This window comes from Bacillus mycoides, from assembly GCF_000832605.1.
In the GTDB taxonomy this organism is placed as follows: Bacteria; Bacillota; Bacilli; order Bacillales; family Bacillaceae_G; genus Bacillus_A; species Bacillus_A mycoides.
Genome location: NZ_CP009692.1, coordinates 3,466,460 through 3,479,752 on the forward strand (window position 1 = coordinate 3,466,460; position 13,293 = coordinate 3,479,752).

The following is a 13,293-nucleotide window of genomic DNA, read 5'->3' on the forward strand; positions in this document are numbered from 1 at the left end:
TTCTTAAATTCATACAATGCTCTATCTTTTGACATATACTATCTTTCAATGTGATAATTATATTAGGTCCACTTCTAATTATTCTTCCGCGCAACAAATGCTCCCTTTTGAAAAGCTAATAACACGGTTTCAAACGTAACGTCTTCTTCAATCATCTTTATAAATCCAGCTAATTCCCCCGCATGAGAAGTTGCATTATCAATTACAAGAAAACCTTTTGGCTCTAAAATGCGTTTTATATGTTCCCACCACCACATGTATTGCGTGCGCTCTGAATCTAGGAAAATAAAATCAAATGAACGATCTACTTGCGAATCTAAAAATGCCCCAGCCTCTTGATTATGAATATCGATTCTCTGTGTAAGATTTGCCCTTTCAAAATTCCCAAGTGCCTCTCCAACCCGTTCTGAAGAAAGTTCTACAGTTATAACATTTCCATTTGTTTCTTCTACCGCATTTGCTAGCCACAATGTAGAATAGCCATTTGAAGTTCCAATTTCTAAAATTTTTTTTGCATTGCACCCCTTTACTAATACTGATAAAAACTGCCCCATTTCACGAGAAATATTGCTTAATTTTTCTTCTCTTTTTTCTTTATGTCGATCATGCTCTTCTCCATATTGTTCAAGTTGCAATAATAATGAATCTAGAGTATTCATTTTCTCCATCGCCTTTCCAAGCAATATGATGAAAAAGTACATGATGCCCGTCTACTTTTCATTATATGCGAAATGCACACCTTTTTCCTGTTATACGACAAAGAATTAAAATTTTTTATAGCATATTGTTTCGTTTTTTGGTAAAGTTAATTTCTACGTGCAATTATTTAATTCACATTATTTTACAATCAGTTTTCAATTATAAGATAATCTAAACCCCATTTAAATGAATCGGTATTTCTAATTCAACTAAGCGCCCTTTTCGGACGCATTTTCTTTTGTTTATATATTTCTGTAAGAAAGGATGCTTACACATGAACGTGATTAACTTAGATGCTGCTAGAAGACGTAAACAGCATAAAAAACTAATGATAACTATACCGATTATTAAACGCATTTATGAAGAAGACGGGGAAATTAAATTCGAGGTAGCCGGCGAAAAAGATGTACCTCTTGAAATGTTAGAAAAATAAAAAAAAGACGCACTTCTAAAGAAATGCGTCTTTTTTTATACTGTTACATTTAAGTGCATAAGTTTTTCAGGATTAACCATCATATAAATGTTTGAGATTTTCTCATTCTCAAATGTAAATGAAAGCACATAAGTCACTTTATTATTTACATTAACAATAACGCCTGGGGCACCATTTACCATCTTAAAATCAACAACGTATTCTACCGGGGACTTCTTCCCAATTCCAAAGAATAAACTTATAATTCTATCTGCAGAATAAATTGGATGAATTGCAGTTGTAACTTTACCACCACCATCAGCTTTCAATATCGCATCTGTTTTTAATACTTCTAACATGCCTTGCGCATCCCCACACTGCAATGATGATACAAATTTCTCCACGTAAGCAGCCATCTTCTTCGTACTTAATGTTGACTGCTTCGGCTTATCCAAAATACTTTTTCGTGCACGTTGAAAGATTTTTCGGCAGTTCACACTACTCTTTTCTACAATCGAAGCGATTTCTTCGTAGTCATAACTAAAAACCTCTCTTAATATGAAAACAACCCTCTCTACCTCAGTCAGTTGTTGTAAAAGTAATAAATATGCCGTAGAAATTGATTCTTTCATTACAAATGACTCTGATGGATCATCAATCTCTTCCACAAATGGCTCTGGCAGCCACATTCCGACATATACGTTACGTTTATGTGCTGCCGAACGTAATTTGTCAATTGAGCGATTTGTTACCATTTTACATAAATAGGCTCTCATATTTTCTATAGATTGAACGTCCTCCATATTATTAAACGATATAAATACGTCATGGACGATATCTTCAGCATCCATAACACTCCCAAGGATTCTATATGCTAACGAAAATAATAATGGTTGATACGCTTCATATAACTGCTCCGTTTCCATGATGAACTGCCTCACTTTCAAATTGCTTTAAAATGTGTAACGCTGCACGTTTCCCGCTTGCTACCGCAGCATCAGCTAATATTTCATCATGCCCAGCCCAATCTCCTGCAACGTAAACACCTGGCATTCCAGGTATATTAGGGCCTGGTTTTTCAACACGGTCAATATGAGGAAAATCATGTACTACCGTAATTTTCGGTAAATATTGCTGTGCAACAACTTCTCTTTTCCAATTCGGATGTAACAATTCCATCATATTTTCTAACTGTTCTTTCTCTTCTTGAATATGATTCAGTTCTAGTACAGGGTTATGGTATTTAATTAGACTCACTACAATTGATCCATCTTCACTTAATTTAGCTGCTCTCGATTGATTCGTGAAAAATATAGGTTGATCCAATCCCAATGCAAAATGATGCAAAGGATTCGGTAATTGTTTTAAACCAATATCTAACGCTGCCACGGTCACTTGTATAGATTGTTCACTCCATTTTTGCAAACTTGTTCCTTCTGTACCTTTTATAATTTTACATGCCTCTTTCGGTGGAGTTGTTACAATAACTGCCCCTGCTTCAAATACTTCATCGTCAAAACAATGTATTCTTTGTTTTCCTTCACAATGCTCTATTTTTAAAACATGCTTTTTAGCCAGAAATTTTACACCACTAGTATTCGCTATTCCTCTTAAATTTGTTATTATCGTCTCCCAACCACCATCTACATAAAGTACTCCTTCTTTCATAGAAAGCTGTATTTGCTTTAGTACGGAAGATGCTAATTGTATTGTAGGAGCATACGTATATGTTGTTGTTCGGCATAATGCATAAAATATATTTCGAACCATTGGATCTTTAATTTCATTTTCTGCCCATGTAGTTAGGCTTATTTTCGGAACTTTTTCTACATCTAAGTTTCCTAAATGAATCATAAGACGAGCGAACTGTACTTTTGCAGACCATGAAAGTAACGGTGTTGATAAAATAGAGCGAAAATCTGTTGGAATGGTATAAATATCCCCTTTCCATATTCCATGTGCTTTTGTAGATGGGATTCCACCTGGAAGATTTACTCCTAGCTCATTAAAAGTTATAAACGCTTCTCCACCTCTATATAAAGCATGTGCACCAAGATTCATACAAATGCCGTTTTTATTTATAGTCATCCCTCGACCACCGAAGTGACTGGACTTTTCTAATACAATAACTTTCCTTCCAGCTTTCGCTAAATATATAGATGCTGTTAATCCAGCAAGCCCACCACCAACAATTGCTACATCAAAATGTTTCATAATAAAATCCCTCCTTATCCGTTCTACATACGAGACGAACGATTAAGGAGGGATGTGACATGAAAATATATTTTTACTTATCTATTTTATTTCATTATTTTGTTATTCTGTCATATTGCATACGAAATAACTCAATTGCAAATGGAATATCCTCTTCACTCTTTATATAATAACTTATCCATCCTGATTCAGGTAATACGTGATGTGGTTTCACCAATCCTTGGCTCACTAATTCATCCCGCTTTACCTTTGGAAATGGTAAATCAACTAACTTATCGCCATGCAAATGACCAAGTTCTTTCTTACCATAATTTATTTCAATACCACCAAATCGATGCGGTTTTTCAGAAACACCTGCCCAGCCAAGTACTTCATTTCTAATCATTTCACTAAATGACATGAACCTTCACCCCTTTTTAATGATTGATGTAATATTAAATTAACACGTTCATTACTTTTTTCCATCAATCCAAAGTATGAATGGATATACGAATATAGTTTAATCTCAATATCTTTATTTTTTTACACACTTAAAACAATTTCAAAGGGTATTTATTCTATTATATAGAATTATTATTAAAAATAAATTTAAGGGATGGATATATATGAGCAAGGTATTATTACAAAAGGCAAATTATCTACGATCTGATGAATTAAAGCTTTTGAAAAAAGCTATACATTTTGCAGAGCAAGCACATGATGGACAATACCGTCAAACTGGAGAACCATATATTATTCACCCTTTCGCGATTACAGAAATACTGCTAAATTATAAAGCTGACATTACAACAGTGATTGCTGCTTTATTACACGATGTTGTAGAAGATACCGAATACTCTCTAGAAGAAATTGAATCACATTTTGGTGCGACTATTCAATATATTGTAAATGGATTAACAAAAGGAAAAACACTACAAGATCAAAATAAAGTATTATACGAAGCAATTAATTTTAAAAAATTACTAGTATCCTCTCAACAAGATATACGTGTTGGCATTATTAAAGTTATAGATCGCCTTCACAATATAAAAACATTGAGTGTTAAAAAACCCGCAAAACAAGTAGCTTATGCGAATGAAACATTAACACTATTTGCGCCACTTGCAAAGCGATTAGGGTTATATACAATCCAGCATGAATTAGAAAATCTTGCTTTTCAATATCTACATAAAGAAAGATATACTGAAGTACATAAATTTTTAACCGAATATGTGCCACACCTTCAAAAAAATATAACTCATTTAAGAAAAGGGATACATTCTTTTTCTAATACAAACCTTTCATTTGAAATAAACTATGAGTTTCCCCCAGTATATACTGCGTACTCACAATTACAAGAAATACAAAATGTATCAGGTATTTCACAAATTTGTATTACAACTACAAGTGTACTAGATTGCTATAAAATTCTTGGAATAATACATCAATTATATAAACCAACTATAAACTATTTTGAGGATAATATAGCACTTGAAAATAGCCATTTTAATAACAACTTAAAAACTAAAGTCAATATGAATGATGCTGAACAAACAATTATCATTCAAACACAAATAGCAAAAACGTTGAAAGATAACGGTATTTTTTCTTTATTGAATGATAGAACTGCAAATATTCAAGCAATATCTTATAAAATAATGGATGATACAATTGTGAATAACAATTTATTAACTACAGATCCAATCACTTTCCGTAGTTTAGTATCGTATGAACTATTTGAAAATACTATTACAGCTTATACTACAGATTTACAACCAGTTTATTTACCTGATGGTGCTACAATCATTGATTTTTCTTTCTCTGCATTTCCAAAAATTGCACATAGCATGAAAAAAGTAAAAGTAAATGGGATGCCTGTTCCACTTAAAACAAAGATATCTCATTTAGACGTAATTGAAATCCATTTTGATTCAAAACAAAACTTGGCAATAGAATGGCTAAATTACGCCAATACTGCTAAAGCACAATTAATGATTCATCAAAAACTATCTTAAATAAAAGGCCAATTCCTTTCTATAAGGCATTGGTCTTTTCATATAACGTAACCATTAAAATATACGAAATAAATTTCAATATTTTTACTCCTAACCTAACATCAATAATTCCGACTTTCATTAGTTCGCTCTAATTTTTATCCGTATTTACATTATGAGAAATAAGAAGCACAACCTATATTCTTTATAAAACAGGTGAATTTATTATGATACAGACAAATGCACATAACTAAAACTAGGCACATATCCTAAAGTTGTATCCATACTTACCTATAGAAAGGCGGGTAATACAATTGACTTCTAATATCGACTACACTTCCCCCTCAACTAATTTCACTCATGATTTAAGTAAAAGTAATTTTTTTAAGAAAGATGCCCAAAATTATATAAATGTACTTGGCATGAAACAATTAAATACTTTAGAAAATACTTCTTTATTAGATATTTATTTAAGTACAGGGAATGTTGTAGAACCACATATTCATCAAAATGCAGCTGAACTCGTTTACTGTATTTCAGGATCTGCTGTTGTTTCTTTACTTAATCCATTTACGAATCAAATATTAAACTTACCGATAAAGCCAGGGCAAGTTGCCAACATTCCACAAGCGTGGTGGCATTATGAAATTGCTTCAGCAGATAATACTCATTTATTAGCTATATTCGATGCCCCAACCCCAGAAGTTATTTTTGGTTCTGATATTTTAAGATTAACTCCCGCTAATATGATGGCTCATACTTATTGCCTCAATGAACAACAATGGAAACAAGCAGTATCCCCAATTCAATCAACTACGGTAATTGGTCCCCCGGCGAACTGTAATCAAAACCGCGACATGATGAATCAGTCAACTCAGCCCCCTACTCAACAACAAAATCTATATTACCAAGATTCTTATTACTTCCCTCTTTACTGGGGGTATTAATTAGTATCATTTTAATAGAACCACCATTTATCTCCTCGGAAAATATCGAGGAGATTTTTTATCGTAACAATTAATAGAGTACATACATATAATATTTATATATTTAATTGGAGGTGATAGTACTATGAGTAATTATAACTATCGAAAAAACTACTCTAATAATAAAAATAGTAGCTCTTCAGCATCCTCTCAATCTTCGAACTCTCAATCTTCCGATTCCCAGTCACAAAGAGATTTAGCCGAGCAAGGCTATGTAAAGAAAAAAGGATGTAACTGTAATAAAAATAAATAGTTTATTACTAATTTGAGCAATGACATTTCACCGCTCATGATTAACAATTTAACCCACTAGAATATAGTTTATTTAATGGATGAATTCTGTTTTTAATAGAATTCATCTTTTTTGTTTATATGTAATTTTTCAAACCATATAACTTATTCCATAAACAATAAAGTGTAAATCATAAATTTTGATTTTTCTTATATACCAACTTAACAAAGAGTAACTTTTCAATTGATTTATTTCTAATTTCCCACAAAAAATATAGCCCCACCTAATAAAATTAGGTGGGGCTATATACAAATGCCTGTTTAAATTTCAAACAAACATTGTAACATGTTAGACGATATTAATACCTGCACTTACAAACCCAGCAACTGCAGCTATTGGACTTGCTGCTGTTAATGAAACATATAATAATACTTTATCCCCAGCCGCTACTGGAATAGCTTCAGCTATGATTCCTGATGCTGTAGAACCAATCGCTATTGCGGCAAATGCTGGTGTTAATAAAAGAGGTGCGCCTTGTACTGTAAACGTATTACTTGCTGCTGGTGCAGTTAATATTTGTATCTGCACTTGAACAGGTGTTAATGGAGCTAATGCAGCTGTTGCACTAAAGAAACCTGCTAATGACGTAATAACCCCTGCGCGTGGTGCTACAAATGCATAATCACCTATCCCTAACGCTAATGTGATACTTGTTCCACCCGTTAAAGCAACTCCAGGCTGACTAAATCCAAATCCAAGAAGAGTTCCTGTATTAGCTATTATCGCGTTAACTAACGCAGATGGTGTTGTACCTGAAGCAAACGGAATAATAGCTCCGCCACCAGTTGCTCCTGTTGCTCCTGTCGCTCCTGTTGCTCCTGTTGCTCCTGTTGCTCCTGTTGCTCCTGTCGCTCCTGTTGCTCCTGTTGCTCCTGTCGCTCCTGTCGCTCCTGTTGCTCCTGTTGCTCCTGTTGCTCCTGTCGCTCCGCCTCCTGTTGCTCCTGTCGCTCCTGTCGCTCCTGTTGCTCCTGTCGCTCCTGTTGCTCCTGTTGCTCCTGTCGCTCCGCCTCCTGTTGGACCTGTTGGACCTGTTGGACCTGTCGCCCCTGGAGTAGCATTGATTAATTGAATTAATAAATTAAAAAGAAGTTGTAAAGTTGCAGAATCAACATTTGAGTTGCAGGATATAGGGATAAGATCTAAAGCGAAGAAGAATTGTGCAAGGGCGCTATAAAATTGTTGCAATAATGTTGACAATTGTCCTAAATTAGGTGCTGGAGATTGTAATAAAACTATAATACTTTGAGTTAATTGTTTCAAAAAATTAACTTCTGGAGAAGGTAATAAGGAATTTAAGAAAATTAAAAATTGATTAAATAAATCGAGTAACGCTAATCTGTTTGCATTACTTGGATTTGCAAAAAATGCTGAAATAGCTGATACTAATGAGTTTAGTAAAGTAATTAATTGACTTAATTGTTCCCTAGTAATAGGAACTGACTGTGGATTTTTACAACAATCTGCTGAAAAAACAATTGGATTGCAGTTATTATGACCAAAACAATTATTATTTGACATTTATTTCCTCCTTACTTTTCTTATAGTTGAGTGTTTTCCTATTCTAAGAACTATAAAAGATGCGATTGTAAAAAGTAGTTGAGTTATATGTTTCTCTTAAAATAGGAAACATGAATTATAATCAAACTTGAAAACGTAATTTAATTATGCTCATGACTCACATATTAATTATATGTTTTTAATAATTGACTGCTTAGATTAAACACCTAAACTTAAGAGTTTATTTTATTTTTCCACGTTTATCTATTAGGTCCAAAAGCACATTTTCATTTAAAAATTAAAACATAAATAAATCATTAGCATATATTCTACAAGTAACAACATCATTCTTTCAACTAATTAAAAATGATACCTTTACTAATATTGTGTTCCTTCTATAATCATGAAGCCGTTTCTATTATAAAAAACTTTCATACAATATAGTGGACAAGTTATTCTATACTTCGTTCAAAAAATAATTAAAGGAGTGAAATTTAATTGCCAATTATTCAACCATTTATCGCTTCTAGAAGATTTACATCTACACTAGGAGCTGGAACAGGAACAGGTGCAGCTTTTACAATTGCTGCAACAGCTTGTTTAAACGATGCCGGTACTACTGCAACTGCCTTTCCGACTTTTACGTATTACAACCTCTATGTAAACGGGATAATTCAACCTAGCGTGAACTCCAGTGTCACCACAGGTCCTACTGGTGCTATTACAATTCCTGGCGGAGATGTATTAGACGGTGGAATCCCAATAACAATTGAATTTATCGTCACTTAATTTTAACTAATGTAATTTAGAACAAAAAAAGACAGATTCCTTTTTCCATTAAGAATCTGTCTTTTTTAATTAATAATAATAAATTGTAGGATAATTGAAGATCCTTGTGAGGGTGGTTCATCATCTAATAAAGTTAACTGACCAGCTGTAACTTCATAAAAAGGTTGTGGTTGAAGAATTCCATTTATAAATAGATTAATATAAGAAACTTCACTTGGTGATAAGATTTGTGTTGTACCGTATTGTGCTATACCATCTGCATTAGTATATATAAGTTTTTCCCCATCTGAAAAAGTAAAATATAATAGGTTTGTTGTTGGGATTGTTCCCGGTATTCCCGTTGGGCCGGTTATTCCTGTTGCTCCTGCTACTCCCGTTATTCCTGTTGCTCCCGTTATTCCTGTTGCTCCTGCTGCCCCTGTTTCTCCGGTTGCTCCTGTTACTCCCGTTATTCCTGTTGCTCCTGCTGCCCCTGTTTCTCCGGTTGCTCCTGTTACTCCCGTTATTCCTGTTGCTCCGGTTGCTCCTATTGCTCCTATTGCTCCGGTTGCTCCGGTTGGGCCTGTTTCTCCTGCTGCCCCTGTTTCTCCGGTTGCTCCTGCTACTCCCGTTATTCCTGTTGCTCCTGTTATTCCTGTTGCTCCGGTTGCCCCTGTTTCTCCTGTTGCCCCTGTTTCTCCTGTTGGGCCGGTTACTCCTGTTATTCCTGTTTCTCCTGCTGCCCCTGTTTCTCCGGTTGCTCCTGTTTCTCCGGTTACTCCGGTTGCTCCTGTTTCTCCGGTTGCTCCTGTTTCTCCGGTTGCTCCTGTTTCTCCGGTTGCTCCTGTTTCTCCGGTTGCTCCTGCCGCTCCGGTTGCTCCGGTTGCTCCGGTTGCTCCTGTTTCTCCGGTTGCTCCGGTTGCTCCTGTCGCTCCGGTTGCTCCTGTTTCTCCTGTTTCTCCGGTTGCTCCTGTTTCTCCGGTTGCTCCGGTTGCTCCTGTTTCTCCTGTCGCTCCTGTTTCTCCTGTCACTCCGGTTGGAAAATTAATAGACGGAAGAGGTGGAAATGTAGGACCAATATTTTTAGAATCCATAACTTCCTTAGACATTGGTAATTTGTCATATCGATTCAAATTTGCATCTCCCTTCTATAGTATTTATTAAATGTTAGATGTTCCGAAATGTTAAAAGAATTATCTAAAAAAACACTATTAATCTCTCGATTAAAATCTTTGTACAAAATCAAATTTAATGTAACTTACTAAAAATGAATGTATTTTAAACAGCATGCCGTTACTATAAAAAATATTATTAATAGAATATATGAAAAGTATCTCCTTTATCATAAAAATGAGGTGATTTTAATTAAAAATAAAGATAGAGAAAATCCCCAAAATAATGACGTACAATTATCCTTCCTTATAGACTAACTAGTCCTACTGGTAGTACTGGACCCATGAGTAATACCGGACCCACGGGTAGTACCGGCATAAACGTTACAACAAATTCTATGTTTGCAAATAATACAGTGGGTGGAACAGTTTCAGTTGTACTAGGCGGTACTAACATACCACTCTCAAACAATTAAAGCCTTGATAGCTTTGCAGTCAATAGTGCGAATGATTTATTTACAGTCCCTGTAACGGGACGTTATTATCTTTCTTATTAAATTAATACTACAACTGTACTTCTTGCGGGTTCAAGACTAATTTTAAACGGATCTACATCACTTCTGGGCTCAATTCTATCTCCTGCCTTATCTACTTCAAGTTATAATAATAATTTAATTGCAATACTAAATGCAGGTAATACTATTTCTCTTCAATTATTCGGTCTCTTATCAATTGTCAATTTAGTCGGTGGTGGATCAACTGGCGCCTCTCTAACAATTATACGAGTTGATTAATAAATGATTCATTTTTTCTTCTTAGCTTTAAATGCCATTCCCCTATATAGATAGTAGAAACTATCTATACTAAATATTTCGGATAAACATTATCAATTTACTCTATACGCTATCAATGTTAAGTTATTTATGAAGACAGTTTCTCCTTTACTAATCATCTCAATATGTATTTGAGAAACATTCTCCAATCCTATACGCGAGAGAAATACTGTGTTGACACTCAAATGAGTGTCTTTTTTTTTGTATTTTTCACATAATAAAAACCACCTTGTATAGATGGTTTTATAATTACGCTTCCCTTATATTTTTTATGTACATAAAAACTTATGAAGCTGGATAATAAATTGTCATACTCAACCGAGTTAACGTACTTCCTGAATTATAATAAGCGTGAGGTCTATCCGCCTTAAACCTGATTGAGTCTCCACTATTTAATCTATATTGACAATTATTTACCTCAATTGTCAGTTCACCATCAAACACAGTTATAAATTCCTCTGTTCCTTCTTTATGCGCTTCAGCATATAACTTTCCTTCTGTTTCAATTTCAACAGTATAGATTTCAAAATGTCTATCATCTTGGAAAGGAAACGAAGGATACACTTTATATCTCCCATTGTCTTCAGATAATACTTGAACATCATTTCGTAAAACAACTTTCGTATCTGGCTGTGGATTATTGATTAAAGAAGTAAAAGACACTTTCAATCCATTGGCAATTTTCCATATTGTTGTTAGGGTCGGGCTTGATTCTCCTCTTTCAATTTGTCCAATCATCGTTTTACTTACACCACTTAATTGAGAAACCTTTTCTAAGCTCAGCTTTTCTTTCTCTCGAATAGCTTTTAAATTTTTTGCAAGGGTAATTTGAATTTCCTCCATAAAAAACACTCCTATACCATATACAATATAACGACCATTATGTATAATAAAAAGCACACGTTATATTGTTCTTTTCGGTCATTATAACACACGAATAAGAGGGGGTTTTTGAAATGCCTATATTTTCTTTTTTATTATTTGTCTTTGTTAGTAGCTTCACACCAGGCCCTAACAATTTTTTAGCTATGACATACGCCAAGCAATATGGATTAAAAAGAAGCATTACATTTTGCCTAGGTGTGGCTTTCGGTTTTTTTATTATCACTTCATTATGTAGTTTCTTTAATATTGTACTTATAAATATTCTGCCATTAATTGAATTCCCTTTAAAAATTTTAGGTGTAGCTTATATGCTGTATTTAGCTTTTAAAATACTCACTAGTAAAGGCAATACAGATACAAATGAAAAAAGTAATAAAAACATATTTTTAGTAGGAATTATGCTTCAATTTGTTAACCCGAAGGGAATTTTATTCGGACTGACTGTAGTATCAACTTTTATTCTCCCTTACTACCATTCATATTCTAGTTACCTATTCTTTTCATTGTTTTTAGGCATAGTCGGTTTAATGAGTACATTTAGTTGGTGTCTATTCGGGTCGATGTTTCAAAAACTTTTATTAAAACATAACCGAATATTTAACATTATTATGGCAGTTTTATTAGTGTTTAGCGCTATTTCAATTGTTATCAACTAGCTCCATAACCATCCTAATTCTTAATTTAACAGTCAATCTGAAATAAATAATTATCCTTCCACCTATCATCTTTGTTTTTTTAGTTTTAAGGTGAGAACCTTCTAACGATAAGATTCCCACCATATCATACTAAATAAGAAGTGTGTTATATAAGGAGGAGGTTTTCATTAAGACTACTTTAATTTCTCATTTTTACAATGAAGAATATTTACTTCCATGGTGGTTAATGCATCATACAAAACTATTTGATCACGGTATTCTAATTAACCGAGGATCTACTGACCGTTCAGTGGAAATATGTAAGTTATTTGCACCTCATTGGGAAATTCGCAATTCAAAAGTATTAGAATTTGATGCCTATTTAGTTGATCAAGAAGTTATGGAAATTGAAAAAGAAGTTACTGGATGGAAAATGGTATTAAATACGACAGAGTTTCTTTGTTGTTTTAATAAAGAACAATTTTTCACTTCACTTAACTCTAATGGAGGGAACATGTTTTCCATTAGAGTTATAATGATGATCGATGAACCTTCTCACGGCTATTCTAATCCAAGATACAGTATTCCACTAGTCAAACAACGTTATCACGGTATTTTAATCCAACCCAGTCCCAATCTGCTTTATCTCAACGGTAGATTAATTCACAATATTTTTCATGGTGACTACAGAGTCGGCAGACATGGCTCACATTATCCATATAGCATTTACATGCAGCCTGCTTTCGTTTTAAAATTTTTTTATAGTCCATGGAACGAGGCTATGAAAAAAAGAAAATTACAAATTGGACCCACTCTTTCTAAACATAGTGTACAGCGTGGTTTAGGTTCTCATCATTTAACAACACTTGAAAAATTAGAAAAAAACTATACTCACTATGCGACCTTAACTACTGATCTTCGGTTAATCCCAGAATACCAAACTGTATTTCCCGATCTATGCTTTCCTAACTATTAATATCGTAAAAA

At 34.0% G+C, this 13,293-nt stretch carries 13 protein-coding genes and 1 pseudogene; 7 read left to right on the forward strand and 7 right to left on the reverse strand.

Going from position 1 to position 13,293, the window contains the following annotated elements; translation table 11 throughout:
* Positions 1 to 74 precede the first annotated feature (74 nt).
* Complete coding sequence (locus BG05_RS19615; RefSeq protein WP_002168383.1) at positions 75 to 668, reverse strand: O-methyltransferase; 594 nt, start codon at positions 666 to 668, stop codon at positions 75 to 77.
* A gap of 305 nt (positions 669 to 973) precedes the next feature.
* Here BG05_RS19615 and BG05_RS31145 point away from each other — a divergent pair, with 305 nt between their 5' ends.
* Positions 974 to 1,132 (forward strand): hypothetical protein, encoded by a 159-nt coding sequence (locus BG05_RS31145; RefSeq protein ID WP_002085567.1) that lies wholly within the window; start codon positions 974 to 976, stop codon positions 1,130 to 1,132.
* Positions 1,133 to 1,167: 35 nt separating this feature from the next.
* Here BG05_RS31145 and BG05_RS19625 read toward each other — a convergent pair whose 3' ends face one another.
* The 3 genes from BG05_RS19625 to BG05_RS19635 all read right to left on the reverse strand — a co-directional run bounded on the left by BG05_RS19625 (position 1,168) and on the right by BG05_RS19635 (position 3,725).
* Entirely contained in the window at positions 1,168 to 2,037 is an 870-nt protein-coding gene (locus tag BG05_RS19625; RefSeq protein ID WP_033734526.1) for a sigma-70 family RNA polymerase sigma factor, read from the reverse strand.
* Positions 2,015 to 3,325, reverse strand: a complete 1,311-nt coding sequence (locus tag BG05_RS19630) for a phytoene desaturase family protein (RefSeq protein WP_003193477.1) — start codon at positions 3,323 to 3,325, stop codon at positions 2,015 to 2,017. The genes BG05_RS19625 and BG05_RS19630 overlap by 23 nt, the downstream gene beginning before the upstream one ends.
* Positions 3,326 to 3,419: 94 nt before the next feature.
* Entirely contained in the window at positions 3,420 to 3,725 is a 306-nt protein-coding gene (locus BG05_RS19635) for a luciferase domain-containing protein (protein ID WP_002185872.1), read from the reverse strand.
* Between the two features lie 205 nt (positions 3,726 to 3,930).
* Here BG05_RS19635 and BG05_RS19640 point away from each other — a divergent pair, with 205 nt between their 5' ends.
* Positions 3,931 to 5,319 carry an HD domain-containing protein gene (locus BG05_RS19640; RefSeq protein WP_003193473.1) on the forward strand — a complete coding sequence of 463 codons (1,389 nt, stop codon included), beginning with the start codon at positions 3,931 to 3,933 and terminating at the stop codon, positions 5,317 to 5,319.
* 293 nt (positions 5,320 to 5,612) lie between these two features.
* On the forward strand, positions 5,613 to 6,245 hold the full coding sequence (locus BG05_RS19645; protein WP_033731060.1) for a cupin domain-containing protein: 633 nt from the start codon (positions 5,613 to 5,615) through the stop codon (positions 6,243 to 6,245).
* Between the two features lie 619 nt (positions 6,246 to 6,864).
* Here the strand turns inward: BG05_RS19645 and BG05_RS19650 are convergent.
* Positions 6,865 to 8,094, reverse strand: coding sequence for an exosporium glycoprotein BclB-related protein (locus BG05_RS19650; RefSeq protein WP_041868009.1), 1,230 nt, complete (start codon positions 8,092 to 8,094; stop codon positions 6,865 to 6,867).
* Between the two features lie 477 nt (positions 8,095 to 8,571).
* On the opposite strand from BG05_RS19650, the gene BG05_RS19655 reads away from it, so the two are divergent.
* A complete protein-coding gene (locus BG05_RS19655) occupies positions 8,572 to 8,862 on the forward strand; it encodes a DUF4183 domain-containing protein (RefSeq protein ID WP_003189212.1) in 291 nt (96 codons plus the stop codon).
* 65 nt (positions 8,863 to 8,927) lie between these two features.
* Here the strand turns inward: BG05_RS19655 and BG05_RS28805 are convergent, their stop codons facing one another.
* Complete coding sequence (locus BG05_RS28805) at positions 8,928 to 9,974, reverse strand: DUF4183 domain-containing protein (protein WP_050541043.1); 1,047 nt, start codon at positions 9,972 to 9,974, stop codon at positions 8,928 to 8,930.
* A 275-nt stretch (positions 9,975 to 10,249) separates the two neighbouring features.
* On the opposite strand from BG05_RS28805, the pseudogene BG05_RS29940 reads away from it, so the two are divergent.
* Positions 10,250 to 10,747 (forward strand): annotated as a pseudogene (locus BG05_RS29940) (BclA C-terminal domain-containing protein).
* A gap of 324 nt (positions 10,748 to 11,071) precedes the next feature.
* Here the strand turns inward: BG05_RS29940 and BG05_RS19670 are convergent.
* On the reverse strand, positions 11,072 to 11,629 hold the full coding sequence (locus BG05_RS19670; protein ID WP_033730055.1) for a helix-turn-helix domain-containing protein: 558 nt from the start codon (positions 11,627 to 11,629) through the stop codon (positions 11,072 to 11,074).
* A gap of 113 nt (positions 11,630 to 11,742) precedes the next feature.
* Here BG05_RS19670 and BG05_RS19675 point away from each other — a divergent pair, with 113 nt between their 5' ends.
* Together BG05_RS19675 and BG05_RS19680 are read left to right on the forward strand one after the other, a co-directional pair.
* Complete coding sequence (locus BG05_RS19675; RefSeq protein WP_033730056.1) at positions 11,743 to 12,327, forward strand: LysE family translocator; 585 nt, start codon at positions 11,743 to 11,745, stop codon at positions 12,325 to 12,327.
* Between the two features lie 142 nt (positions 12,328 to 12,469).
* Positions 12,470 to 13,282: a glycosyltransferase family 2 protein gene (locus BG05_RS19680; RefSeq protein WP_002127363.1), complete on the forward strand. Its 813-nt coding sequence runs from the start codon at positions 12,470 to 12,472 to the stop codon at positions 13,280 to 13,282.
* Positions 13,283 to 13,293 lie beyond the last annotated feature (11 nt).